Origin of the sequence: Aminobacter sp. P9b, from assembly GCF_045345995.1 — a bacterium.
Lineage (GTDB): Bacteria > Pseudomonadota > Alphaproteobacteria > Rhizobiales > Rhizobiaceae > Aminobacter > Aminobacter niigataensis.
This window is the reverse complement of sequence record NZ_CP150082.1, coordinates 2,239,969-2,260,643: the sequence shown is the minus strand read 5'-3', so window position 1 is coordinate 2,260,643 and position 20,675 is coordinate 2,239,969. Positions and strand designations below refer to the sequence as shown.

General features: G+C 63.4%; 23 protein-coding genes. 9 read left to right on the top strand and 14 right to left on the bottom strand.

From position 1 onward, the window contains the following. Nucleotides 1–101: 101 nt before the first annotated feature. On the bottom strand, nt 102–599 hold the full coding sequence (locus WHT83_RS11165) for a DUF721 domain-containing protein (protein WP_183263623.1): 498 nt from the start codon (nt 597–599) through the stop codon (nt 102–104). Nucleotides 600–656: 57 nt separating this feature from the next. On the opposite strand from WHT83_RS11165, the gene mutY reads away from it, so the two are divergent. Together mutY and WHT83_RS11155 are read left to right on the top strand one after the other, a co-directional pair. Next, on the top strand, nt 657–1,769 hold the full coding sequence (gene mutY / locus WHT83_RS11160) for an A/G-specific adenine glycosylase (protein WP_406873807.1): 1,113 nt from the start codon (nt 657–659) through the stop codon (nt 1,767–1,769). A gap of 7 nt (nt 1,770–1,776) precedes the next feature. Continuing rightward, nucleotides 1,777–2,388, top strand: coding sequence for an HAD family hydrolase (locus WHT83_RS11155; RefSeq protein ID WP_406873806.1), 612 nt, complete (start codon nt 1,777–1,779; stop codon nt 2,386–2,388). Between the two features lie 155 nt (nt 2,389–2,543). On the opposite strand, the gene WHT83_RS11150 is transcribed toward WHT83_RS11155, so the two are convergent. Next, complete coding sequence (locus tag WHT83_RS11150; RefSeq protein WP_108608934.1) at nt 2,544–3,677, bottom strand: site-specific DNA-methyltransferase; 1,134 nt, start codon at nt 3,675–3,677, stop codon at nt 2,544–2,546. A gap of 172 nt (nt 3,678–3,849) precedes the next feature. Between WHT83_RS11150 and WHT83_RS11145 the strand changes: the two genes are divergently transcribed. Beyond that, on the top strand, nt 3,850–4,539 hold the full coding sequence (locus WHT83_RS11145) for an HAD family hydrolase (RefSeq protein WP_406873805.1): 690 nt from the start codon (nt 3,850–3,852) through the stop codon (nt 4,537–4,539). Between the two features lie 54 nt (nt 4,540–4,593). On the opposite strand, the gene WHT83_RS11140 is transcribed toward WHT83_RS11145, so the two are convergent. After that, nucleotides 4,594–5,187, bottom strand: a complete 594-nt coding sequence (locus tag WHT83_RS11140) for a hypothetical protein (protein WP_183263628.1) — start codon at nt 5,185–5,187, stop codon at nt 4,594–4,596. A gap of 128 nt (nt 5,188–5,315) precedes the next feature. On the opposite strand from WHT83_RS11140, the gene thrC reads away from it, so the two are divergent. From thrC to WHT83_RS11120, 4 genes are read left to right on the top strand one after another with little or no spacing between them, the layout of a single operon-like run. Beyond that, a complete protein-coding gene (thrC, locus tag WHT83_RS11135) occupies nt 5,316–6,713 on the top strand; it encodes a threonine synthase (protein WP_406873804.1) in 1,398 nt (465 codons plus the stop codon). A gap of 14 nt (nt 6,714–6,727) precedes the next feature. After that, nucleotides 6,728–8,020 (top strand): M16 family metallopeptidase, encoded by a 1,293-nt coding sequence (locus WHT83_RS11130; RefSeq protein WP_406873803.1) that lies wholly within the window; start codon nt 6,728–6,730, stop codon nt 8,018–8,020. 15 nt (nt 8,021–8,035) lie between these two features. Next, nucleotides 8,036–8,632: a GNAT family N-acetyltransferase gene (locus WHT83_RS11125; protein ID WP_183263631.1), complete on the top strand. Its 597-nt coding sequence runs from the start codon at nt 8,036–8,038 to the stop codon at nt 8,630–8,632. A gap of 50 nt (nt 8,633–8,682) precedes the next feature. After that, a complete protein-coding gene (locus WHT83_RS11120; RefSeq protein WP_108610006.1) occupies nt 8,683–11,523 on the top strand; it encodes an EAL domain-containing protein in 2,841 nt (946 codons plus the stop codon). Here WHT83_RS11120 and WHT83_RS11115 read toward each other — a convergent pair. After that, nucleotides 11,514–12,122: a YqgE/AlgH family protein gene (locus WHT83_RS11115; protein ID WP_183263763.1), complete on the bottom strand. Its 609-nt coding sequence runs from the start codon at nt 12,120–12,122 to the stop codon at nt 11,514–11,516. The genes WHT83_RS11120 and WHT83_RS11115 overlap by 10 nt on opposite strands. 147 nt (nt 12,123–12,269) lie before the next feature. On the opposite strand from WHT83_RS11115, the gene WHT83_RS11110 reads away from it, so the two are divergent. After that, the gene (locus WHT83_RS11110) at nt 12,270–13,076 is read left to right on the top strand and encodes a protein-disulfide reductase DsbD domain-containing protein (protein ID WP_406873802.1); all 807 of its coding nucleotides are present in this window, start codon (nt 12,270–12,272) and stop codon (nt 13,074–13,076) included. Nucleotides 13,077–13,173: 97 nt separating this feature from the next. Further along, complete coding sequence (locus tag WHT83_RS11105) at nt 13,174–13,659, top strand: peroxiredoxin (protein ID WP_108608941.1); 486 nt, start codon at nt 13,174–13,176, stop codon at nt 13,657–13,659. 62 nt (nt 13,660–13,721) lie between these two features. Here the strand turns inward: WHT83_RS11105 and rnhA are convergent, their stop codons facing one another. The 10 genes from rnhA to WHT83_RS11055 form a co-directional block, all read right to left on the bottom strand. After that, nucleotides 13,722–14,171: a ribonuclease HI gene (gene rnhA / locus WHT83_RS11100; RefSeq protein WP_108608942.1), complete on the bottom strand. Its 450-nt coding sequence runs from the start codon at nt 14,169–14,171 to the stop codon at nt 13,722–13,724. Beyond that, nucleotides 14,168–15,130 carry a homoserine kinase gene (locus WHT83_RS11095; protein ID WP_108608943.1) on the bottom strand — a complete coding sequence of 321 codons (963 nt, stop codon included), beginning with the start codon at nt 15,128–15,130 and terminating at the stop codon, nt 14,168–14,170. Before WHT83_RS11095 ends, rnhA begins: the two co-directional genes overlap by 4 nt. After that, complete coding sequence (gene ispH, locus WHT83_RS11090; RefSeq protein ID WP_108610007.1) at nt 15,130–16,140, bottom strand: 4-hydroxy-3-methylbut-2-enyl diphosphate reductase; 1,011 nt, start codon at nt 16,138–16,140, stop codon at nt 15,130–15,132. The genes WHT83_RS11095 and ispH overlap by 1 nt, the downstream gene beginning before the upstream one ends. Nucleotides 16,141–16,310: 170 nt before the next feature. Further along, nucleotides 16,311–17,012: an SURF1 family protein gene (locus tag WHT83_RS11085; protein WP_406873961.1), complete on the bottom strand. Its 702-nt coding sequence runs from the start codon at nt 17,010–17,012 to the stop codon at nt 16,311–16,313. Between the two features lie 50 nt (nt 17,013–17,062). Next, nucleotides 17,063–17,449 (bottom strand): DUF983 domain-containing protein, encoded by a 387-nt coding sequence (locus WHT83_RS11080; RefSeq protein WP_183263634.1) that lies wholly within the window; start codon nt 17,447–17,449, stop codon nt 17,063–17,065. After that, complete coding sequence (locus WHT83_RS11075; protein ID WP_108608946.1) at nt 17,446–17,937, bottom strand: murein L,D-transpeptidase family protein; 492 nt, start codon at nt 17,935–17,937, stop codon at nt 17,446–17,448. Before WHT83_RS11075 ends, WHT83_RS11080 begins: the two co-directional genes overlap by 4 nt. Before the next feature lie 82 nt (nt 17,938–18,019). After that, on the bottom strand, nt 18,020–18,904 hold the full coding sequence (locus WHT83_RS11070) for a cytochrome c oxidase subunit 3 (RefSeq protein ID WP_108608947.1): 885 nt from the start codon (nt 18,902–18,904) through the stop codon (nt 18,020–18,022). 1 nt (nt 18,905) lies between these two features. Further along, on the bottom strand, nt 18,906–19,538 hold the full coding sequence (locus WHT83_RS11065) for a cytochrome c oxidase assembly protein (RefSeq protein ID WP_183263636.1): 633 nt from the start codon (nt 19,536–19,538) through the stop codon (nt 18,906–18,908). 8 nt (nt 19,539–19,546) lie between these two features. After that, a complete protein-coding gene (locus WHT83_RS11060) occupies nt 19,547–19,705 on the bottom strand; it encodes a hypothetical protein (RefSeq protein ID WP_183263637.1) in 159 nt (52 codons plus the stop codon). Then, nucleotides 19,705–20,646, bottom strand: coding sequence for a heme o synthase (locus WHT83_RS11055; RefSeq protein ID WP_108608948.1), 942 nt, complete (start codon nt 20,644–20,646; stop codon nt 19,705–19,707). Before WHT83_RS11055 ends, WHT83_RS11060 begins: the two co-directional genes overlap by 1 nt. Between the last annotated feature and the right edge of the window lie 29 nt (nt 20,647–20,675).

Genomic DNA, 20,675 nt, shown 5'->3' with positions numbered 1-20,675 from the left:
CGTGAAAGCGAGAGTTGGCGCGAATTAAGGCATGGCTGTCCCCAAACCAATCGCGATTTGCCGCACTTCCGATCACGAATGCGCGAGAAAGACGGTCAATTCTACTTGCGACTGCCCAATATGTTGGTGCCAAGCTTCTCGAGCGCTGCCTTCAGGCCCTCGTCCTCGATGAAGCGCACCGCGCCCGCCACCTTGCCCTGTTCAGCGTCGGTGAGCTTGCGCAGGCGCGGCCGCGGCCTGGTTGCCGCCCCCGACACCGGTTTCTGGACGATGCGGATGCGGCCGATGGCGTTGAAGCCGAGATAGGAATTGACCCGGCCGATAATCTCGCCGGTCTCATGCTGGAGATGGAGCGCTGCCGGCCCCGAGCAGGCAACGATCAGCACCGCCGGCTCGAACGGATCGTCCTCGTGCATGCGCCGGGGCCACTGGATCTTTTCCGGCCGGGTGTTGTGGGCAAGGCGCGGCCCAACGATCTCTTCCCATGACTGCACGAGCCCGACCGAGATGCCGGTGCGCTTGCGCAGGACCGGATCGAGAATCGCACTTGCCAGATCGCTGACCGGGACGGGATTGCCCGTCCACCGTTTCCCTGCCATGTCGTTCTCCAGAATACCCCTGTCGACACGCAACGCCGAAGGCAGTCCAGACCATCAATGGCATTCCGCACCGATAGCCGCAAGCACATGACCGAAGTGGACGGCAGGATCGCTGACCTGCTGCTCGAATGGTACGACGTCCACCATCGCGAGTTGCCGTGGCGCACGCCGCCCGCCGAACTGAAGCGAGGCATCCGCCCGGATCCGTACCGCGTCTGGCTGTCGGAGATCATGCTGCAGCAGACCACCGTCGAGGCGGTGAAGCCTTATTTCCGCGCCTTCCTAGAGAAGTGGCCCACCGTTCAATCGCTCGCGAGCGCCGAGGCCGAGGACGTGATGAAGGCATGGGCAGGGCTCGGCTACTACTCTCGCGCCAGGAACCTCAAGGCCTGCGCGGAAACGGTGGCGCACCTGCCGGGCGGGCTGTTTCCGGACAGCGAAGGCGGCCTGCGCGACTTGCCCGGCATCGGCCCCTATACGGCGGCTGCGATCGCCTCCATCGCCTTCAACCGACCGGCAGCCGTCGTCGACGGCAATGTCGAGCGCGTCGTCACGCGGCTGTTTTCCATCGCAACGCCCCTGCCCCAGGCAAAGGTCGAAATCCGCGCGCATGTCGAGCGCATGCTTGCCGCGGCCAGACCCGGTGATTTCGCCCAGGCGATGATGGATCTCGGCGCCACGATCTGCACGCCGCGGCGCCCGCGCTGCATGCTGTGCCCGCTACGCGGCGATTGCAGCGCGGTCGTCTCAGGCGACCCCGAACTCTATCCCGTCAAGCCGGCCAAGGCGGAACGACCGCAACGGCGCGGCGCGGCGTTCGTGGTGGTCAGGGGCGATGGCGCGGTGCTGTTGCGCAAGCGGCCCGGCAAGGGCCTGCTCGGCGGCATGACGGAAGTGCCGACGACCGACTGGACCTCCCGTGTCGATGGCGCGACCGGACCCGACAGCGCGCCCTTTGCCGCGAATTGGGCGCGCGCGGGTACGATCACCCACGTTTTCACCCATTTCGCGCTCGATCTGGACGTGTTTCGCGCCGACGTCACGATAGACAAGGCGCCCGACGGCCACTTCTGGTCGCTCCCCGCTGACCTCGCCGGCGAAGCCTTGCCAAGCGTCATGAAAAAAGTCATCGAAGCTGCCATACCGGGCGCAACGAAACGAGGACGTTAGCGAAATCATGAGCGAAATCCGCCACATCGTCTACGACATCGGCAAGGTGCTGATCCATTACGACCCGGACATCCCGTTCAGCCGCATCATTCCCGATCCGGTCGAACGGCGCTGGTTTTTCGACACTGTCTGCACCAGCGAATGGAACATCGAGCAGGATCGCGGCCGCACCTGGCAGGAAGCCGAGGCGCTGCTGGTCGCTGAATTCCCCGAGCACGAAAACAAAATCCGCGCCTTCCGCCAGCATTGGCACGAAATGGTGCCGCATGCCTATGACGACTCCGTCGCCTTGATGGAGGGGCTGGTCGATGCCGGCCACGACGTCACCATGCTGACCAACTGGGCCTCGGACACCTTCCGCGAGGCACGCGGACGCTTCCCGTTCCTCGAACGGCCGCGCGGCGTCACCGTTTCCGGCGATGTAGGCCTGATCAAGCCTGACCGCCGCATCTACGACCTCCACGTCGCCTCCTTCGGTCTCGACCCGAAGGCTGCGCTATTCATCGACGACAGCCAGAAGAACGTGAACGCCGCCATCGAGGCCGGCTGGCAGGCGGTGCTGTTCACGAATGCGAAAACGCTCGAGGCGGACCTCGAGCGTCTCGGGATCGGACGGTGACTGGAAACCGGCCGATCGACGAATCCGGACTGGCTTGATTGGCTGCCGGAATTCGATCTCTATCGCAGGCTCGAAACGGGCTCTGAAGGTCCAGAACGGGTTATCGATGAAGCCTGTGCCGTCGCGCCGGACAGTCCGGCGGGACGGCTGATCCTTCAGGCGCCCGCCTTTTCCATGCCGACGCGGACGATGCGGCGCAGTTCGTCGATCTGGGTCAGGCCGCCGGCACGCTCGTAGTGCCAGAAGGTCCAGCCGTTGCAGGCGTCCAGGCCCTGCACGGTAGCGCCAACGCGGTGGATCGAACCGGCGGTGTCGCCGATCGCCAGCGTGCCGTCGGCGCGGACCTTTGCAGCCCAGCGCTTCTTCGCATCATACAGTGTCGCCCCTGGTGCCAGCAGCCCCATGTCGAGCAGGCTGCCGAAGGCGACCCGCGGTTCGGCGCGCTTGCCGGTCAATACCGTGAGTGCCGGGCCATCGAGCGGACGCACCGATGCGATGCGCTCATTGGCGGCGTCGATGTAGGCCTGTTCGCGTTCGATACCGACAAAATGGCGGCCGAGACGCTTGGCAACGGCACCCGTCGTGCCCGAGCCGAAGAACGGGTCGAGGACCACGTCACCCGGCTTGGTCGAGGCCATCATGATGCGGGCCAGCAGCGCTTCCGGCTTCTGTGTCGGATGCAGCTTGTTGCCGTCCTCGTCCTTCAGGCGCTCGCCGCCGGTGCAGATCGGGAACAGCCAGTCCGAGCGCATCTGGACGTCGTCGTTCGACGCCTTCAGCGCATCGTAGTTGAAGGTGTAGTTCTTGCCCTTCTGGTCGCGCGAGGCCCAGATCATCGTCTCATGGGCGTTCTGGAAACGGCGGCCGCGGAAATTCGGCATCGGGTTGGTCTTGCGCCAGACGACATCGTTGAGGATCCAGAAGCCGAGATCCTGCATCGTCGCGCCGACGCGGAAGATGTTGTGGTAGGAGCCGATGACCCAGATGGTGCCGTTCGGCTTCAGCACGCGGCGCGCGGCAAGCAGCCAGGCGCGGGTGAAGGCGTCATAGGCAGCGAAGCTTTCGAACTGGTCCCAGTGATCGTCGACCGCGTCGACCTTAGACTGGTCGGGGCGATGCAGGTCGCCGTCGAGCTGCAGGTTGTAGGGCGGGTCGGCAAAGATGATGTCGACGGAGTTGGCCGGCAGCTTGTCGAGCGCCGCCACGCAATCGCCCTTGATGATGGTATCGAGCCATTCCGACTGCTTGGGAGTGCGGGAAAGCTGGTCGAGAGGACGCACTGCTGACATTCTGATACCCGGGATGACGCGTTACTGTTTACTCACCGTTATGGTTACCGATCAGCGTAAACAATTGGTGAAGCGGCCCTCGCAATTTGCGGATCGGGGCAGAATGGTGTAATCGCCCCGCCTTGAGCTTTTCGGCCTGCGCCCCGGCGCCGCCCCAGTTTCCCGGACCGTCATGACCCAGCCAGAACTAGTGATATTCGATTGCGACGGCGTACTCGTCGATTCCGAAATCATCGCCGCCCGCATCGAGGCCGAACTGCTGACCGCAGCCGGCTTCGAAATCAGCGCCGAGGAGATCGCCGAGGCCTATGCCGGGTTGACCTTCAAGGACATCATGCTGAAGATCGAGGAGAGGGCGGCCATCCCCTTCCAGGCCTCGCTCATCACCCAGGCCGAGGAACTGGTCGACCGCAAGCTGAAGACAGATGTGCGCGCCATCGACGGCGTGCACGAGGCGGTCGCTGCGGTGACCGCACCGCGCTGCATCTGCTCCAACTCGACCACCGAGCGCATCGAAATGATGCTCGAGCGCACGCGCATCCTGCCGCTGTTCAAGGGCCGCATCTTCTCGGCGCTGGAAACGCCGAGCAAGAAGCCCAAACCTTCGCCGGACGTCTTCCTGCACGCCGCAAGCACCTATGGCGCCGATCCGGCCAAGACCTTCGTGATCGAGGATTCGGTGCACGGCATCTCCGGTGCGGTTTCGGCCGGCATGCGGGTGATCGGCTTCACCGGCGGGGCGCACAGCTATCCCGGCCATGCCGACATGCTGACCGAGGCAGGCGCCGAGACGGTGATTCGCCGCTGGGCCGACCTCGGCGGCGTGCTCGCCGCACTCAGCATGTGGTCCGAACACGCCTGAACGCAAAAGCGCCGGCGAGACGCCGGCGCTTGAATGCATGCAGGAAGAACCTGCCTACTGGGCCTTCTTCTTGGCCGGGCCCTCGTCGAAACCGGCATAGATCTGGATGTCGCGCGCGGTCGGAACCGGGATCACGACATTGGCGTCGGTGAAGACGAACTGCGTCGCCGTCGACGGGTCGGAAACCTGCACCGCGTTCTTGTGCAGCTGCGAATAGAGCACGTCTTCGCCGCGGATCACCGCGATGCGGATCGGCATGTTGACCGTGCCGGCACCGCCGGCTGGACCGACCACGACCTTGCCGGCAACGCCGACCTTGATCATCATCTGGCCGTCGGCGCGCGTGCAACTGCGGGTGACGTCGGTGATCGCCGACTGGTGGACCAGCTTGGCCGGATCGTCCTGGCCGCCCTTGGCATAGCTGTTGAAGAAGGCCGTGCCGTCGCGCAGCGTGACATTCGGGCAGTAGGCAAGCAACTCGCTGGCCAGGATCTTGCCCTCTTCGGCCGCAATCACCTTGGGGTCTTTCGGCGCGGGAGGGCTAAAAAAGCCGCCGCTGCCGCCTGACTGGCAGCCCGTGACGGCGAGCATAAAGCCTGCGGTCGCCAAAGCCGTCAGAAAACGGCCGTCGATCAAACGAAACACCATGAACTGCACTTCCCTCTCGCAAAGCAGTCGTTCTATATCAACCGCGCGGCAAAAATGCGACTGATGGAGCGCAGTTTTCCCCGCCCCGCCGATCACCGGCAGGTCGCTGCGCGTTGGAACGGATAGATATGCACTATGTGAGTACCCGTGGGGAAGCGCCCACGCTCGGATTTTCCGATGCAGTTCTGGCCGGACTGGCCCGCGACGGCGGCCTCTATCTCCCGGCACAATGGCCAACCTTCAGCGCCGCCGAAATCCGCGCCATGCGCGGCCTTGGCTATGCCGACCTGGCGATCCGTATCCTGACGCCATTCCTTGGCGGCGAGATCAAGCAGGACGTCTTCGAGCGCCTGGTGCACCAGGCCTATGCCACCTTCCGGCACGACGCCGTGTGCCCGCTGGTCCAGACCGGCGCCAACAGCTTCGTGCTCGAGCTGTTCCACGGCCCGACGCTCGCCTTCAAGGACGTCGCCATGCAGTTGCTGGCGCGGCTGATGGACCACGTGCTTGCCGAACGCGGCCAGCGCGCGACCATCGTCGGCGCAACCTCAGGCGATACCGGCGGTGCTGCAATCGACGCCTTTGCCGGCCGCGAGCGCACGGACATCTTCATCCTGTTCCCGCACGGTCGCGTCTCGCCGGTGCAGCAGCGCCAGATGACAACGTCTGATGCAGCCAATGTGCATGCCCTGTCGATCGAAGGAAACTTCGACGACTGCCAGGGCCTGGTGAAGGACATGTTCAACGACCACGGCTTCCGCGACCGGGTGCAGCTGTCGGGCGTGAACTCGATCAACTGGGCGCGGATCATGGCCCAGATCGTCTACTATTTCTCATCCGCCATCTCGCTCGGCGCGCCTGACCGGCCGGTGTCCTTCACCGTGCCGACCGGCAATTTCGGCGATATCTTCGCCGGCTACGCCGCCAAGCGCATGGGCCTGCCGATCGACGAGCTGGTCATCGCCACCAACGACAACGACATCCTGGCCCGCACGCTGAAGAGCGGCGAATACCGCCAGACCGGCGTGGTTGCCACGACCTCGCCGTCGATGGACATCCAGGTCTCGTCGAACTTCGAACGGCTGCTGTTCGAGGCCTCAGACCGCGACCCGGCCGTGGTCCGGCGCTATATGGCCAGCCTCAAGCAGTCCGGCGCCTTCACCATCGAGGCAAAGGCCCTGGCCGGCATCCGCAGCGAATTCGGCGCCGGTCGCGCCAGCATGGAGGAGACGGCTGCGACCATCCGCTCGACGCTCGAAGGCAGCGGCTACCTGCTCGATCCGCACACCGCGACCGCTGTCCACGTCGCCGCAGGACTTCCCCGGAGCGACGTGCCGATGGTGGTGCTTGCCACCGCTCACCCGGCAAAATTCCCGGCTGCGGTGAATGCTGCCTGCGGCATCGAGCCCGCGCTGCCAAAATGGCTGTCGGGGCTGATGGAACGTAAGGAAAAGTTCACGGTACTTCCATCAGAGATAAAAATGGTGGAAGATTACATTAGCCGCCGCACACGAGCGGCGGGTTAGGGAGTACGCTTAATATGGGTGTTGAGGTAAGCCGTCTGTCGAACGGCCTGACAGTGGCCACTGAAACACTTCCAAGCGTAGAGACCGTAGCTCTCGGCACATGGGTCAAGTCGGGAGCGCGCAACGAGCGCGACGACGAGCACGGCATGGCTCACCTGCTCGAACACATGGCGTTCAAGGGCACCAAAAACCGCACCGCCTTCGAGATCGCCTCGCAGATCGAAAATGTCGGCGGCGAAATCAACGCCGCCACATCGGTCGAGACGACGTCCTTCTACGCCCGCGTCCTGGCCGACGACGTGCCGCTGGCGGTCGACATCCTGTCCGACATCCTCCAGGATTCCGAATTCGATCCCAACGAGCTCGAGCGCGAGCAGCACGTCATCCTGCAGGAAATCGGCGCTGCGCACGACACGCCCGACGACATCGTCTTCGACCGCTTCACCGAAACCGCGTTTCGCCACCAGACGATCGGCCGTTCGATCCTCGGCACGCCCGAGACGGTACAGTCCTTCACCTCGGCTCAGCTTCACGATTTCATGAATCGCCAGTACGGCGCCGAGCGCATGGTCGTGGTGGCTGCCGGCGACGTCAAGCATGACGATTTCGTCCGCCATGTCGAAAAGCGGCTCGGCAATTTCCGCTCCAAGGCCGAAAGCGCCATTCCGCAGTATGCGCAATATGTCGGCGGCGATTTCCGCGAAGATCGCGACCTGATGGACGCGCAGATCGTGCTCGGTTTCGAGGGCCGCGCCTATCACGTCCGCGACTTCTACGCCTCGCAGGTCCTGTCGATGATCCTCGGCGGCGGCATGTCGTCGCGCCTATTCCAGGAAGTGCGCGAAAAGCGCGGTCTTTGCTACTCGGTCTATGCCTTCCACTGGGGCTTTTCCGACACCGGCATCTTCGGCGTCCACGCCGCGACGGGGCAGAGCGACATCGCCGAACTGCTGCCCGTCATCATCGGCGAATTGCAGAAGGCCGGCGACAGCATCCTGCTGGAAGAACTCGACCGCGCCCGCGCCCAGTATCGCGCCGGCCTGATCATGTCGGCCGAGAGCTGCTCCAGCCGTGCTTCGCAGATTGCCCGCCAGCTCCTGCTGTTCGGCCGCCCGATCGCCAAGGAAGAGCTGATGGAGCGGCTGTCCGCCCTGACTGTCGAGCGCCTGACCGATTTGTCGGCACGCCTCTTCTCTACCCGACCGACGATCACGGCGGTTGGCCCGGTCGGCACCCTGGCGCCTTACGAATCGATCCTCGACGCGCTGCCGGGCACACAGTCGACCGCGCGCAAGCTCGCCGTCTGACCAGACTACACACGCATGTTTTCGTTCTCGCTCTTTCGCCGCGACACCCCGGCACTGAAGGGCGAACGCGTCAGCCTGCGGCTGCCGAACTGGCGCGACTACCACGAGTGGGTGGCACTCCGGGCTGAAAGCCGTTCGTTCCTGGAGCCCTGGGAGCCGCGCTGGGCACCCGACGAGCTGGATCGCTCGGCCTGGCGCATCCGCCTCTCGCGCTACAAGGACGAGTTCATCCAGGGTACGGCGGTCGCCTTCTTCATCTACGAGAATTCGAGCGGCAAGCTTGTCGGCGGCATCACGCTCGGCAACATTCGCTACGGCGTCGCCCAGACCGGACATATCGGCTACTGGATCGGCGAACGTTACGCCGGCCAGGGCTTCATGGTCGATGCCGTCAGGCTGGTGGTTCGCCATGCTTTCGATACGCTCCGGTTGCACCGGATCGAGGCTGCCTGTATCCCCGACAATGCGCGCTCTGTCCGCGTGCTTGAAAAAGCCGGATTCCGGCGCGAAGGACTTTTGCGATCCTACCTCAGGATCAACGGCGAATGGCACGACCACTATCTTTACGCACTGATCGCGGACGACCCGCAAGCTGTCACCATGAAGGCCTGAACTTGTCGAAGCATTTCCTGCTGGCGCCCCTGTTTGCGCTCATCGTTTCCATGATCGCCAGTGTCTGCGCGGTGTCGCCGGCACTCGCCGTGGAACCGATCAAGATCTCCCGTGACGACGTCGCGCTCAACCTCTCGGGCGCCGTCGAAATCTACCGGAATCAGGGCGAGAACTTCCAGGTTTCGACAGCGCCGGGCCTCGACGGCATCGTTCGCCGCATCGAGGTCGAGGCCAACGACAAGCGCTCGTCCGGCGACTGGGCGGTGTTCGCGCTCGCCAACACCACCGACCAGGTGATTGACCGCCTGATCGTTGCGCCGCATTTCCGGCTGGTCGGCTCAGGCCTGTTCTGGCCCGACCTCGGCTCAAGCCGCATCGCCGCCATCACGCCGAGCGAGGGTTTCGCCCTCGATCGCCAGGCCAGCCCCGACGCCGACGTGTTCCTGGTAACCCTCAACCCGAACTCGGTGGTGACCTTCATCGCCGAACTGGCCTCCCCCAAGCTGCCGCAGGTCTATCTGTGGGAGCCGGAAGCCTACAAGGACACGGTCAATTCCTACACGCTGTTCCGCGGCATCGTCATTGGCATCGCCGGCCTTTTGGCGCTCTTCCTGACCATCCTGTTCGTGGTCAAGGGGACCTCGATGTTCCCAGCGACAGCAGCCCTGGCATGGGCGGTGCTCGCCTACATCTGCGTCGACTTCGGCTTCCTCAACAAGGTTATCGAGGTATCGCCCGGCAACGAGCAGATATGGCGGGCCGGGACGGAGGTGGCGCTGGCAGGAACGTTCGTCGTCTTCCTGTTCGCCTATCTCAACCTCAACCGATGGCACGGCCATTTCAGCTATGGCGCCTTCGTCTGGATCATCGGCCTGCTGCTGATCGCCGGCGTCGCCATCATCGATCCCGCCGTTGCAGCCGGCATTGCGCGCATTTCCTTCGCCGCGACCGCCCTCACCGGCCTTGGGCTTATCGTCTATCTCAGCATCCGCGGCTACGACCGCGCCATCATGCTGGTGCCCAGTTGGGCGATGGTGCTGATCTGGCTGAGCGGTTCGTGGATGGCGATCACCGGCGTGCTCGACAACGACATCGTCCAGCCTGCCCTCGGCGGCGGGCTGATCCTCATCATCCTGCTCATCGGCTTCACCGTCATGCAGCATGCCTTCGCAGGCGGCGGGGCCCATCAGGGCCTGTTCAGCGACATGGAGCGGCAGGCACTGGCGATTTCCGGCTCCGGCGACATCGTCTGGGATTGGGATGTACTGCGCGACCGCGTCGTCACCCGTCCCGACGTTTCGATTCAGCTGGGCCTTGCGCCCAACAGCCTTGGCGGAGCCGCACGCAACTGGCTGCCCGTGCTGCATTCCGACGACCGCGACACGTTCCGCACGACGCTTGACGTCGTGCTGGAGCACCGCCGTGGCCGGGTGTCGCAAAGTTTCCGCCTGCGCGGTGCCGATGGCCACTATCACTGGTTTTCGCTCAGGGCCCGGCCGGTGATCGGCTCCGACGGCGAAGTGATCCGCTGCGTCGGCACGATGGTCGACGTTACCGAGCAGAAGAAGTCGGAAGAACGCCTCTTGCACGACGCCGTGCACGACAATCTGACCGGCCTGCCCAATCGCGAACTGTACATGAATCGGCTGGAGGCGATCATCTCGATTGCCCGCACGGAGGAGAAAGTGCGGCCGTCGGTGTTCGTCATCGACATCGACCGCTTCAAGCTGGTCAACGACGGACTCGGCATTTCCGCCGGCGACACGATTCTGTTGACCATCGCGCGGCGCCTGCACCGCCTGCTCAAGCCGAAAGACTCGCTGTCGCGCTTCGCCGGCGACCAGTTCGCCCTGATGCTTCTGTCGGAGCAGGATCCCACCCGCATCGCGGCCGTGGCCGACGCCATCAAGCAGGCGATCAAGGCACCTATCACCTTCGCCAAGCGCGAGATCGTGCTCACCGCATCCGTCGGCCTGATCACCTGGACCACGGCCCAGGCCTCGGCCGAAGACATGGTCAAGGACGCCGAGCTTGCCATGCACCAGGCCAAGCGTTTCGGCGGCGACCGCATCGAACCGTTCCGCCCGGCTTTCCGCACCGTGGGCACCGACCGCCTGCAGCTTGAGTCGGATCTCAGACGCGCCATCGAGCGCAAGGAGTTCACGCTTGCCTACCAGCCGATCGTGCGGCTTGAGGATGGCACTGTCGCCGGCTTCGAAGCGTTGCTCAGATGGGATCACCCGCGCCGCGGCATGATCCCGCCGGGCGACTTCATTCCCGTTGCCGAAAGCTGCGGCCTGATCGTCCAGCTTGGCCTGTTTGCCATGCAACGCGCCGCCGACGACCTGGCCGAATGGCAAAAGCAGATCAACGACGCCCCACTATCCGTTTCGGTCAACCTGTCGAGCCGCCAGCTGATCCGCCGAGACCTCGTCAGCGACGTCCGTTCGGTCATCGCCCGGGCCAATCTCAAGCCGCGTTGCTTCCGCCTAGAGCTCACCGAGTCGCTGGTCATGGACAATCCCGAGCAGACCAACCATGTGCTGACCAAGCTGAAGCAGCTTGGCATCGGCCTGTCGCTCGACGATTTCGGCACCGGCTATTCGTCGCTGTCCTACCTGACCCGCTTCCCCTTCGACACCATCAAGATCGACAAGAGCTTCGTCGACGACACCTCGCCCAAGCGGGCCGTGCTGATCAAGTCGATGGTCAACATGGCTCACGAACTGGGGCTGTCGGTGGTCGCCGAAGGCATCTCGGACGAGAGCGACGCGCTCGAACTGCGCCAGATGGGCTGTGAATATGTGCAGAGCTTCATGTTCGGCGCGCCGATCCCCGGCGACCAGGCGCTCAAGATGCTGAAGGAACAGTACCCGCTCGCTCAGGCGTGACCGGCGGCCGTGCTCAATCGCGCAAGGTCGATGCCCAGCGTAGCGAGAATGCGGTCGTATTTGCGGTCGATGTCGGCGTCGAACAGCAGTTCCGACGTTGCCGGGCAGGTCAGCCAGCCATTCTCGGCGATCTCGCTTTCAAGCTGGCCGGCACCCCAGCCCGAATAGCCCAGCGCCATCAGCGCATGGCGCGGCCCGCGTCCAGCCGAAATCGCGCGCAGGATGTCGACGGTTGCCGTCAGGCAGATCTCGTCCGAGACAGGCAGCGAGGATTCGACCTTGTAGTCGTCGGTGTGCAGCACGAAGCCACGGCTGCGGTCGACCGGCCCGCCATTGCGGACGATGAAGTCCTTGGCCTTCATCGGCAGCCGAATCGCTTCCTGCTCGTCGAGGATGCCGAGTTGCACCAGCAGATCGGGAAAGAGCAGCGGCTGGACCTGGTTGATGATCAGGCCCATGGCACCTTCGTCGCTATGGGCGCAAATGTAGATGACGGCGCGCGAAAACCTGTCGTCCTTCATCCCCGGCATGGCGATGAGGAACTGGTCGTCGAGAAAACCGCGCTGCGAGGCGCCCTTTTTCTGGCGTAAGAGGTCCATAGCCAAAGGTAACGCGTTTCCCGCCGTCTTGAAAGATAGCTCAAGGGGACTGCGGTTCACCTTTGGCCCATGGCGTCACGCAAAAATGATGGCGACGTGACGTGAAGGCATGTTGCGCTCTCAGCCGGAGACTATCAAATCACCGCCATGAAATTCACGCCCCCAATCGCCCTCTGCCTCGGCACCGCCATTTTGGCCGCTGGATCCGCGCACGCGTCATCGTCTGCCTGGTTCGAAACCGACGGCGGCCGCTTCCGCCTCGTGACCACCGGCCAGCCCGATGCCTCTGGCAAGCTCCAGGGCGTGCTCGACATCGAGCTCAAGCCCGGCTGGAAAACCTATTGGCGCGATCCCGGCAATTCCGGCGTGCCGCCGCAGATCGACCTTTCGGCCAGCCGCAATGTCTCGGCGGCCGAAATCTCGTATCCCGCCCCCCAGCGCCACGACGACGGCTACGCCAAATGGGCAGGCTACGACTTCCCCGTCCGTCTGCCCGTCAGCTTCACGGTCCCAGCCCCGGGCGAGCCTGCGGCAATCGCGGCCGACGTGTTCCTCGGCATCTGCGAAACCATCTGCGTGCCGGTGCAGGCGCGGCTGGAAGTCGACGCCGCCGCCGATCCCGGCAATGCAAATGATGCCGCGCTGGTAGCGGCAGCGCTGGCCGCCCTCCCCTCTGCCGCCCAGCCGGACTTCGGCGCCACGCTGGCGCCAGCAGAGGGCGAGACGATCTCGATTACGGCAGCCGCACCCGGAGATCCCGAAGGTATCGATATTTTCGTCGCCGGCGTGGATGGCTATCAGTTCGGTACGCCCCAGCGCCACGAGGCGGCCGGCAAGATCAGCTTCTCGCTCAAAGTGCTCGAACGGCCCACGGCAAAGCCTGCCGGCAAGGGCATTCCCTACACCCTGATCAGCTCGGCCGGCGCAGTCGAAGGCTTTCTGGCCTACCCCTGATCGCTCCGCCAAACCGCCAGCCATTGGATTACCGATGCATCTGCGCTAGTGGATCGCTGCGGCCACCCGATTTCAATCCACTGCCACGAGGACCAACATGACCATTTCGATTGGCGACAAGCTCCCCAGCGCCACCTTCAAGACGATGACCGCCGACGGCGCCAAGAACCTCACCACTGAAGAAATCTTCGCTGGCAAGAAGGTCGTGCTGTTTGCAGTACCGGGCGCCTTCACGCCCACCTGCAGCAACAACCACCTGCCCGGCTATGTCGAGAACCATGACGCCATCGTCGCGCGCGGCGTCGACACCATCGCGGTGGTCTCGGTCAACGACGTGCACGTCATGGGCGCCTGGGCGCGATTCAGCGGCGGTGAAGGCAAGGTCCTGTTCCTCGCCGACGGCAGCGGCGATTTCGCCCGCGCGACCGGCCTCGACCTCGACCTGTCGGCCGCCGGCATGGGCCTGCGCTCGAAGCGATTCTCGATGGTTGTCGAGGACGGCAAGGTCGCCCAGCTCAACGTCGAAGGCACGGCCGGTCAGGCGATCGATTCCGGCGCGGCCCGCATTCTCGAACAGCTCTGAAATGAAAATGGCGCGCTGCCTTCAGGCGGCGCGCCCCACTCAGGCCTGGCAGCAGCCCAGGCCTATGCCTTGCGGCCGTTCTTGAACGGCGCCATGCCCTCGCGCGCCAGTTCGTCGGCGCGTTCGTTCTCGGGATGGCCGGCATGGCCCTTGACCCAGTGCCAGGTCACCTTGTGGCGCCTGTTGGCCTCGTCCAGCGCCTGCCACAGCTCGCCGTTCTTCACCGGCTTCTTGTCGGCGGTCTTCCAGCCGTTCTTCTTCCAGCCGTGGATCCACTTCGAGATCCCGTCCATGACGTATTTGCTGTCCGTGTGCAGGTCGATCTCGCACGGCTCCTTGAGAGAGTTCAAGGCGGAGATGGCTGCCAGCAGTTCCATGCGGTTGTTGGTGGTCTCGGCCTCGCCGCCCGACAGCTCCTTGACCTTGGCCTTGTAGCGCATGATCGCGCCCCAACCGCCCGGACCCGGATTGCCCGAGCAGGCGCCATCGGTGAAAATTTCAACTTGCTTCATTTCAGTCCGTATTCCTGCGCGGACTTGATCGTCCTGTGGAAACGCATGCGGCGTATGTATTCCGAAGGGTCGCGCTTCATGACTAACCCGCCATCCGGCACCGTCAGCCAGTCGTACAGCCTCGTCAGCATGAAGCGCAGGGCCGACCCACGCGCCAGGATGGGCAGTGCCGCCTTCTCAGCTTCGCTCAACGGCCGGACGCTCTGGTAACCGTCGAGAAGTGCCGTGCCCTTGGTCAGGTTGAAGGAAAAGTCCTTCTCGAAGCACCAGGCGTTGAGGCAGGTGGCGAGGTCGTAGGCGTAGAGGTCGTTGCAGGCAAAATAGAAATCGATCAGGCCCGACAGCCTGTCGCCAAGGAAGAAGACGTTGTCGGGGAACAAATCGGCGTGGATGACGCCGGAGGGCAGATCTTTCGGCCAGTTCTTCTCGAGCTCGGCAAAGTCCGCATCGACCTCCCTGGCAAGGCCGGGCTCAACCTCGTCGGCGCGCGGATGTGCTGCGTCCCAGAGCTTGCGCCAGCCGTCGATGGCGAGCGCGTTCGGCCGCGTCATGGCAAAGTCCTGGCCGGCGATGTGCAGTTCGGCCAACGCCCTGCCGACCTCGCGGCAATGCACGACCTGAGGTCGGCGCAGCCACATGCCTTCGAGGAAAGTGATGATGACGGCCGGCCGGCCGGCGAGCGTGCCGATGACATTGCCGTCCTTGCCATCAACGGGCAGCGGGCAGGACAGGCCCTTGTGGGCGAGATGCTGCATCAGGCCGAGGAAAAACGGCAGGTCGGACTTCTCGACCCGCTTTTCATAGAGCGTCAGGATGTACGAACCTGTCGTCGTATGCAGCAGGAAGTTGGTGTTTTCGGTACCCTCGGCGATGCCCTTGTAGGACAGCAGTTCGCCAACCGGATAGTTGCGTAGGAACGCCTCGAGCTCACCCTCGCCGACATCGGTATAGACAGCCATCAGGCGTTTCCGTTGACGAAGGCCATGTCGGCCGGCGTCAGCTCGACGTCGCGCAATACCCGCATTACAGGAAAGTCCTCCGTCTCGGTCGCCGTGATGGCGAGTTCCACGTTCACCTCGAAGCGCTCGCGGAAGGCATTGATGATTTCGTCGACGATGATCTCCGGCGCCGAAGCGCCCGCCGACAGGCCAAGCGTAGCGATGCCGCCGATGTCGTTCCACGGGATCTCCGACGCGCGCTGAACCAGCAGCGACATCCTGGCCCCTGCCCGCTCGGCAACTTCGACGAGGCGGCGCGAATTGGACGAGTTCGGCGCACCGACGACGAGATAGAGGTCGGCGCCGGGAGCCGTTTCCTTCACCGCTTCCTGGCGGTTCGTGGTGGCATAGCAGATCGATTCGGCGGCAGGCGCCTGCATCTCCGGGAACTTCTCCTGCAGTGCCTTGAGGATACCTGCGGTGTCTTCCACCGAGAGCGTCGTCTGGGTGACAAAGCCGAGTGCCGCTGGATCAGCTGGCGTGAAGTTCCGGACGTCTGCCTCGGTCTCGATCAGTGTCACGGCGTCTTCGTGCAGTTGCCCCATGGTACCGATCACCTCCGGGTGCCCGGCATGACCGATCAGCAGCACGTGACGTCCCTTGCGCTGGTGGCGCATGGCCTGCTTGTGCACCTTGGAGACCAGCGGGCAGGTCGCATCGAGATAGAACAGGTTGCGCGCCACGGCGTCCGCCGGCACCGACTTCGGCACGCCATGGGCTGAGAACACGACAGGCGCATCGTGGTGGTCGTCGGGGATTTCGCTCAGTTCTTCGATGAAGACGGCACCCAGGTTCTGCAACCCTTCGACGACGTAGCGATTGTGCACGATCTCGTGGCGCACATAGACAGGCGCCCCGTATTTCTTGAGTGCCAGCACGACGATCTGGATGGCGCGGTCGACGCCTGCGCAAAAGCCGCGCGGCTGGCAAAGCCTGATGGTCAGGGGCGGTTTTGCGAGGGTCTGGGGCATGTGATCCGGTTCTTTGTTCAGTGCCGAAATGATGTCTGCGGCCATGTGCTGTCAAGGGCGACTACAGCGCCGCGCGTCCCCTTGGACGCGCAAGGGACGCTCTAGCACTATGAAGTTGTGCATGATCCTTCCGAAAATCGATTTCGATTTTCGGGGTCATGCACTGGTGGTCATTTGCCTTCCGGCCGCCGCAGCAACCAGAAGCCCATGACGCCCAGCAGTGCCGCCGCCAGCCCGTACCAGGTGACCGCATATTGCAGATGATTGTTTGGCATCTCGACCATAGTAACGCCGCCCACCGGCAAGCCACCCGGGTTGGCCGTCTTGTCGGCATCGACGAAGAAGGGCAGCACCACCGCGTCCGCTGGCAGCCCCGCCGTTTTCGCCATGACTCCGAGGTCCTTCCAGTAGAAGACGTTCTTCTTGAGGTCGTTGTCGGGTACCAGCGAACCCGGCTTGCCCTCGAGCGGATTGCGCGCAAGGCCGGCAATGCTGACGGGGCCAGTAACCTGACCCACCGGACGCTTGGCCGCATCCTTGAAATCGTACGGAACGAAGCCACGGTTCACCAGGACGTAGCGTCCATCGTCCAGCTTGAGCGGGGCATAGACATGAAAGCCCGACTGGCCTTGCCAGGTAGCGAGGAAATGCCGCTCGCCGGAATGCTCGAACGTTCCCGAAAGCGTCACCGGCCAGTAGTCGACATCGCCTGTAGCGCGGTACTTAACTTCCATCTCCGCCAATGGCAGCGGCGGCGATTGCGTCCGTTCGGTTATCTGGGCGAGCAGTTCCTCTTTCCAGTACAGCCGCTGCACCTGCCAGCTGCCAAGGGCGATCAGCAACGCGAACGACATGGTGCCAAGTACCAGCATCAACACATACCCGGAGCGGCGCGCCGGGGCAGGCAAGGTATTCTGTTCGGTCATTGGTCTTTGTCCAGGCGCCCTTCGGCGGCCTTGTTGCTGTACTGCAAGGTGATCAGCACACCCTTGATCAAGCGGAGCGAGCCGAGGCTGAGTATGAGGGTCAGCGGTATCCAGAGCAGCAGGTGGAGCCATAACGGCGGCGCCAGCGAAACCTCCATCCACAACGCCAGGCCGACAACGACGAAGCCAATGATCAGAATGACGAAGACTGCGGGCCCGTCGCCCGCATCGGCAAAGGAATAGTCGAGGCGACACACGCCGCATTGCTTGCCGACCGTCAGGAAGCTGGAAAACAGCTTGCCTTCGCCGCAGCGCGGACAGCGCCCCTTGAGCCCGGCAGCTATCGGCTCGACCGGCGGCCAGATCGCCTTGTCTTCGCTCATGGATTTATCTCGATGGGAGTGCCGTTTTCGACCATCTGCCAAATCTCCGCCATGTCCTCGTCGGTAACGGCGATACAGCCATTCGTCCAGTCGAACATCTGCATCAGCCAGGACCACCAGCCGAAACCCTTGGACTGGCCGTGGATCATAATCATTCCGCCGGGATCGACACCTGCCCTCATTGCCGCAGCCTTGTCGTTGGCGTTGGGATAGGAGATGTGGATCGACTTGGTGAAGGCGCTTTCGGGATTGCGCCAGTCAAGAACGTAGCGCCCTTCAGGCGTGCGTTCGTCGCCCTCCTGGCGCTTGTGGCCAACCGGATTGGCACCGAGCGCCACCGCATAGCTGCGCACGATCTTCTCGCCGGACATCAGTTCCATCAAGCGGTCCGACTTGTCGACCCGGACCAGATCTACGGCATCGGCGCGGGCCATGGTCACCGAGGCGATCAAGACGATCCAAGGAAAAGCGAAGCGGCTGATCAACATGCCGGATGCTTGGCGCAAGAAAGCGCCCAAAAAGAGAAGGCGGCCGCGTTGCCGCGACCGCCTTGTTCGAAAAATCAGGATATCAGTGAGCGATGGTGCCGCCTACCGAACCCCAGATGTAGATCGAGGCGAACAGGAACAGCCACACCACGTCAACGAAGTGCCAGTACCAGGCAGCAGCCTCGAAGCCGAAATGCTGCTTCGGCGTGAAGGCACCGCCCATCGCACGGAACAGGCACACCAGCAGGAAGATCGTGCCGATGATGACGTGGAAGCCGTGGAAGCCCGTCGCCATGAAGAAGGTCGCACCGTAGATAGAGTCCTTGAACGCGAACGGAGCGTGAATGTACTCGTAGGCCTGGACGAACGAGAACAGGATGCCGAGCGCAACCGTGATGGCAAGGCCGTTGACCAGGCCCTTGCGGTCACCGTGCAGCAGGGCGTGGTGTGCCCAAGTCACAGCCGTACCCGACAGGAGCAGGATGATGGTGTTGTAGAGCGGCAGGTGGAACGGATCGAGGATCTCGATCCCCTTGGGCGGCCACACGCCACCGGTAAACTCTGCGCGCATGACCTGCTGAGTGGCCTCGCCCGGGAACAGGCTGGCGTCGAAGAAGGCCCAGAACCAGGCGACGAAGAACATCACCTCGGAGGCGATGAACATGATCATGCCGTAGCGCAGGTGCAGCGACACGACGCGCGTGTGATGGCCTTCGTTGCCTTCCTTGATCGTGTCCGACCACCAGCCGTACATCGTGTAGAGCACGACCAGCAGGCCGATCGCGAAGATCCAGTAATTGGCGTTCGCGACGTTGAAGCCGAAGATCGGGAACTCGGCGCCCTTCATGTGCTGCATCCAGGCGACACCGCCGAACGCCATGATGAGCGCGCCCAGCGAGCCGAGGAACGGCCACGGACTTGGATCAATGATGTGGTAATCGTGATGTTTGGCGTGCGCGTCTGCCATATCAGCCCCCGGCTTTTCCGTCGGAATTAATAATTTTCGTTTCGCCGTCGACCTTGGGCGCGGCAGCTACGGGCTTTTCCCCCTCAATCGGGAAAAAGGTATAGGACAAGGTGATCGTCTTGATGTCCTTGAGTTCAGGCACATTGACGATTTCCGGATCGACAAAGAAGACGACCGGCATGTCGAGCGTCTCGCCCGGCTTCAGCGTGGTATCGGTGAAGCAGAAGCACTCGACCTTGTTGAAGTATGCGCCGGCTAGATCGGGCGTGACATTGAACGTCGCGCGGCCCTGGGTCGGCACATCGAAGGTGTTCTTTGCCTCGTAGTGGATCTGCGTCGTCTCGCCGATCTTGATCTGGACGTCGCGCGCCACCGGCTTGAAATCCCAAGGCAACCCGCCTGAAGTGTTGGCGTCGAAACGGACGGTGATCGTCCGGTCCAGGATCTTGTCGGAATACTGCTCGACGCGCTGCGTCGTGCCGCCGTAACCGGTGATCTGGCAGAACATGGCGTAGAGCGGCACCGCCGCATAGGCCATGCCGACCATGCCGCCGACAAAGGCGATGCACATGCCCGCAACCATCCGGTTGGAGCGCTGCTTCTTCGGGTCTACGGGCTGCGTTTCGGTGGGCATGCTTTCGCTCATAGCGGCCGATCCAGGATTGCCGGGCCGAACTTCGCGATCGTCGCGAGATAGAAGATGATAACGAGTGCCGCCAGTGCCAGGCCGATGGCGATGTTGCGGCTGCGGCGCGCCTTCTTCTGCTTGTCCGTGAGCGTTACCAGATTGTCATCCGACATCATGCACCTCCAAGCGCAAACACACGCTCGATGACGCTGTCGGCCAGATAGGCCGCAAAGATCACGAACAGGTAAAGTAGCGAATAGCCGAACAGCGCCTTGGCCGGCTTCATCACCCGGTCGCTGTCGGGCATGCGCAGCACCTTCCAGGCGTACCAGACAAAGCCGATGCCGAGCGCCAGCGAAACGACGCCGTAGCCGATTGTGGTGTAGCCGAGCAGCCATGGCGCCACGCCGACAGGCGCGAGCAGCAAAGAGTATGCAAAGATCTGGCGGCGGGTCGAGGCCTCGCCGGCGACGTTCGGCATCATCGGGATGCCGGCGCGCTCATAGTCCTGCGACTTGAACAGGGCCAGCGCCCAGAAGTGAGGCGGCGTCCACAGGAAGGTGATGAGGAAGAGCACGACGCTCTCGAAGCTTATGGCGCCGGTCACGGCAGCCCAGCCGATCATCGGTGGCAGCGCGCCGGCCGCGCCACCGATAACGATGTTCTGCGGCGTCCAGCGCTTGAGCCACATCGTGTAGACGACGGCGTAGAAGAAGATGGTGAAGGCGAGCAGCGCCGCCGACAGCCAGTTGACGAGAACGCCCAGCGTCATCACCGACAAGACCGACAGCACCAGGCCGAAGGTCAGCGCCTCGTGCGGCGTCACCTTGCCGGAAGGAACCGGCCGGTTGACGGTGCGTGTCATGACAGCGTCGATATCGGCGTCGTACCACATGTTGAGCGCGCCCGAGGCGCCGGCGCCGATGGCGATCGCAAGGATCGCCACGACGGCGAGGAACGGGTTGATCGTCACGGGCGCGGCAACCATGCCGACAAAGGCCGTGAAGACCACCAACGACATGACGCGGGGCTTCAGCAGGGCGAAGAAATCGCCCGCAGTTGCCTCCGACATGCGGAAGGTCTGGTCTTCAAACCGGTTGTGGACAAGGGCCATGCGTACTTACGTCCAGTCGTTCCGTTTGG

Bases quoted from the DNA above. Each gene is read 5' to 3' on its own strand.
- WHT83_RS11165 (WP_183263623.1), bottom strand. From the start codon at position 599: ATGGCAGGGAAACGGTGGACGGGCAATCCCGTCCCGGTCAGCGATCTG.
- mutY (WP_406873807.1), top strand. From the start codon at position 657: ATGGCATTCCGCACCGATAGCCGCAAGCACATGACCGAAGTGGACGGC.
- WHT83_RS11155 (WP_406873806.1), top strand. From the start codon at position 1,777: ATGAGCGAAATCCGCCACATCGTCTACGACATCGGCAAGGTGCTGATC.
- WHT83_RS11150 (WP_108608934.1), bottom strand. From the start codon at position 3,677: ATGTCAGCAGTGCGTCCTCTCGACCAGCTTTCCCGCACTCCCAAGCAG.
- WHT83_RS11145 (WP_406873805.1), top strand. From the start codon at position 3,850: ATGACCCAGCCAGAACTAGTGATATTCGATTGCGACGGCGTACTCGTC.
- WHT83_RS11140 (WP_183263628.1), bottom strand. From the start codon at position 5,187: ATGGTGTTTCGTTTGATCGACGGCCGTTTTCTGACGGCTTTGGCGACC.
- thrC (WP_406873804.1), top strand. From the start codon at position 5,316: ATGCACTATGTGAGTACCCGTGGGGAAGCGCCCACGCTCGGATTTTCC.
- WHT83_RS11130 (WP_406873803.1), top strand. From the start codon at position 6,728: ATGGGTGTTGAGGTAAGCCGTCTGTCGAACGGCCTGACAGTGGCCACT.
- WHT83_RS11125 (WP_183263631.1), top strand. From the start codon at position 8,036: ATGTTTTCGTTCTCGCTCTTTCGCCGCGACACCCCGGCACTGAAGGGC.
- WHT83_RS11120 (WP_108610006.1), top strand. From the start codon at position 8,683: ATGATCGCCAGTGTCTGCGCGGTGTCGCCGGCACTCGCCGTGGAACCG.
- WHT83_RS11115 (WP_183263763.1), bottom strand. From the start codon at position 12,122: ATGGACCTCTTACGCCAGAAAAAGGGCGCCTCGCAGCGCGGTTTTCTC.
- WHT83_RS11110 (WP_406873802.1), top strand. From the start codon at position 12,270: ATGAAATTCACGCCCCCAATCGCCCTCTGCCTCGGCACCGCCATTTTG.
- WHT83_RS11105 (WP_108608941.1), top strand. From the start codon at position 13,174: ATGACCATTTCGATTGGCGACAAGCTCCCCAGCGCCACCTTCAAGACG.
- rnhA (WP_108608942.1), bottom strand. From the start codon at position 14,171: ATGAAGCAAGTTGAAATTTTCACCGATGGCGCCTGCTCGGGCAATCCG.
- WHT83_RS11095 (WP_108608943.1), bottom strand. From the start codon at position 15,130: ATGGCTGTCTATACCGATGTCGGCGAGGGTGAGCTCGAGGCGTTCCTA.
- ispH (WP_108610007.1), bottom strand. From the start codon at position 16,140: ATGCCCCAGACCCTCGCAAAACCGCCCCTGACCATCAGGCTTTGCCAG.
- WHT83_RS11085 (WP_406873961.1), bottom strand. From the start codon at position 17,012: ATGCTGGTACTTGGCACCATGTCGTTCGCGTTGCTGATCGCCCTTGGC.
- WHT83_RS11080 (WP_183263634.1), bottom strand. From the start codon at position 17,449: ATGAGCGAAGACAAGGCGATCTGGCCGCCGGTCGAGCCGATAGCTGCC.
- WHT83_RS11075 (WP_108608946.1), bottom strand. From the start codon at position 17,937: ATGTTGATCAGCCGCTTCGCTTTTCCTTGGATCGTCTTGATCGCCTCG.
- WHT83_RS11070 (WP_108608947.1), bottom strand. From the start codon at position 18,904: ATGGCAGACGCGCACGCCAAACATCACGATTACCACATCATTGATCCA.
- WHT83_RS11065 (WP_183263636.1), bottom strand. From the start codon at position 19,538: ATGCCCACCGAAACGCAGCCCGTAGACCCGAAGAAGCAGCGCTCCAAC.
- WHT83_RS11060 (WP_183263637.1), bottom strand. From the start codon at position 19,705: ATGTCGGATGACAATCTGGTAACGCTCACGGACAAGCAGAAGAAGGCG.
- WHT83_RS11055 (WP_108608948.1), bottom strand. From the start codon at position 20,646: ATGGCCCTTGTCCACAACCGGTTTGAAGACCAGACCTTCCGCATGTCG.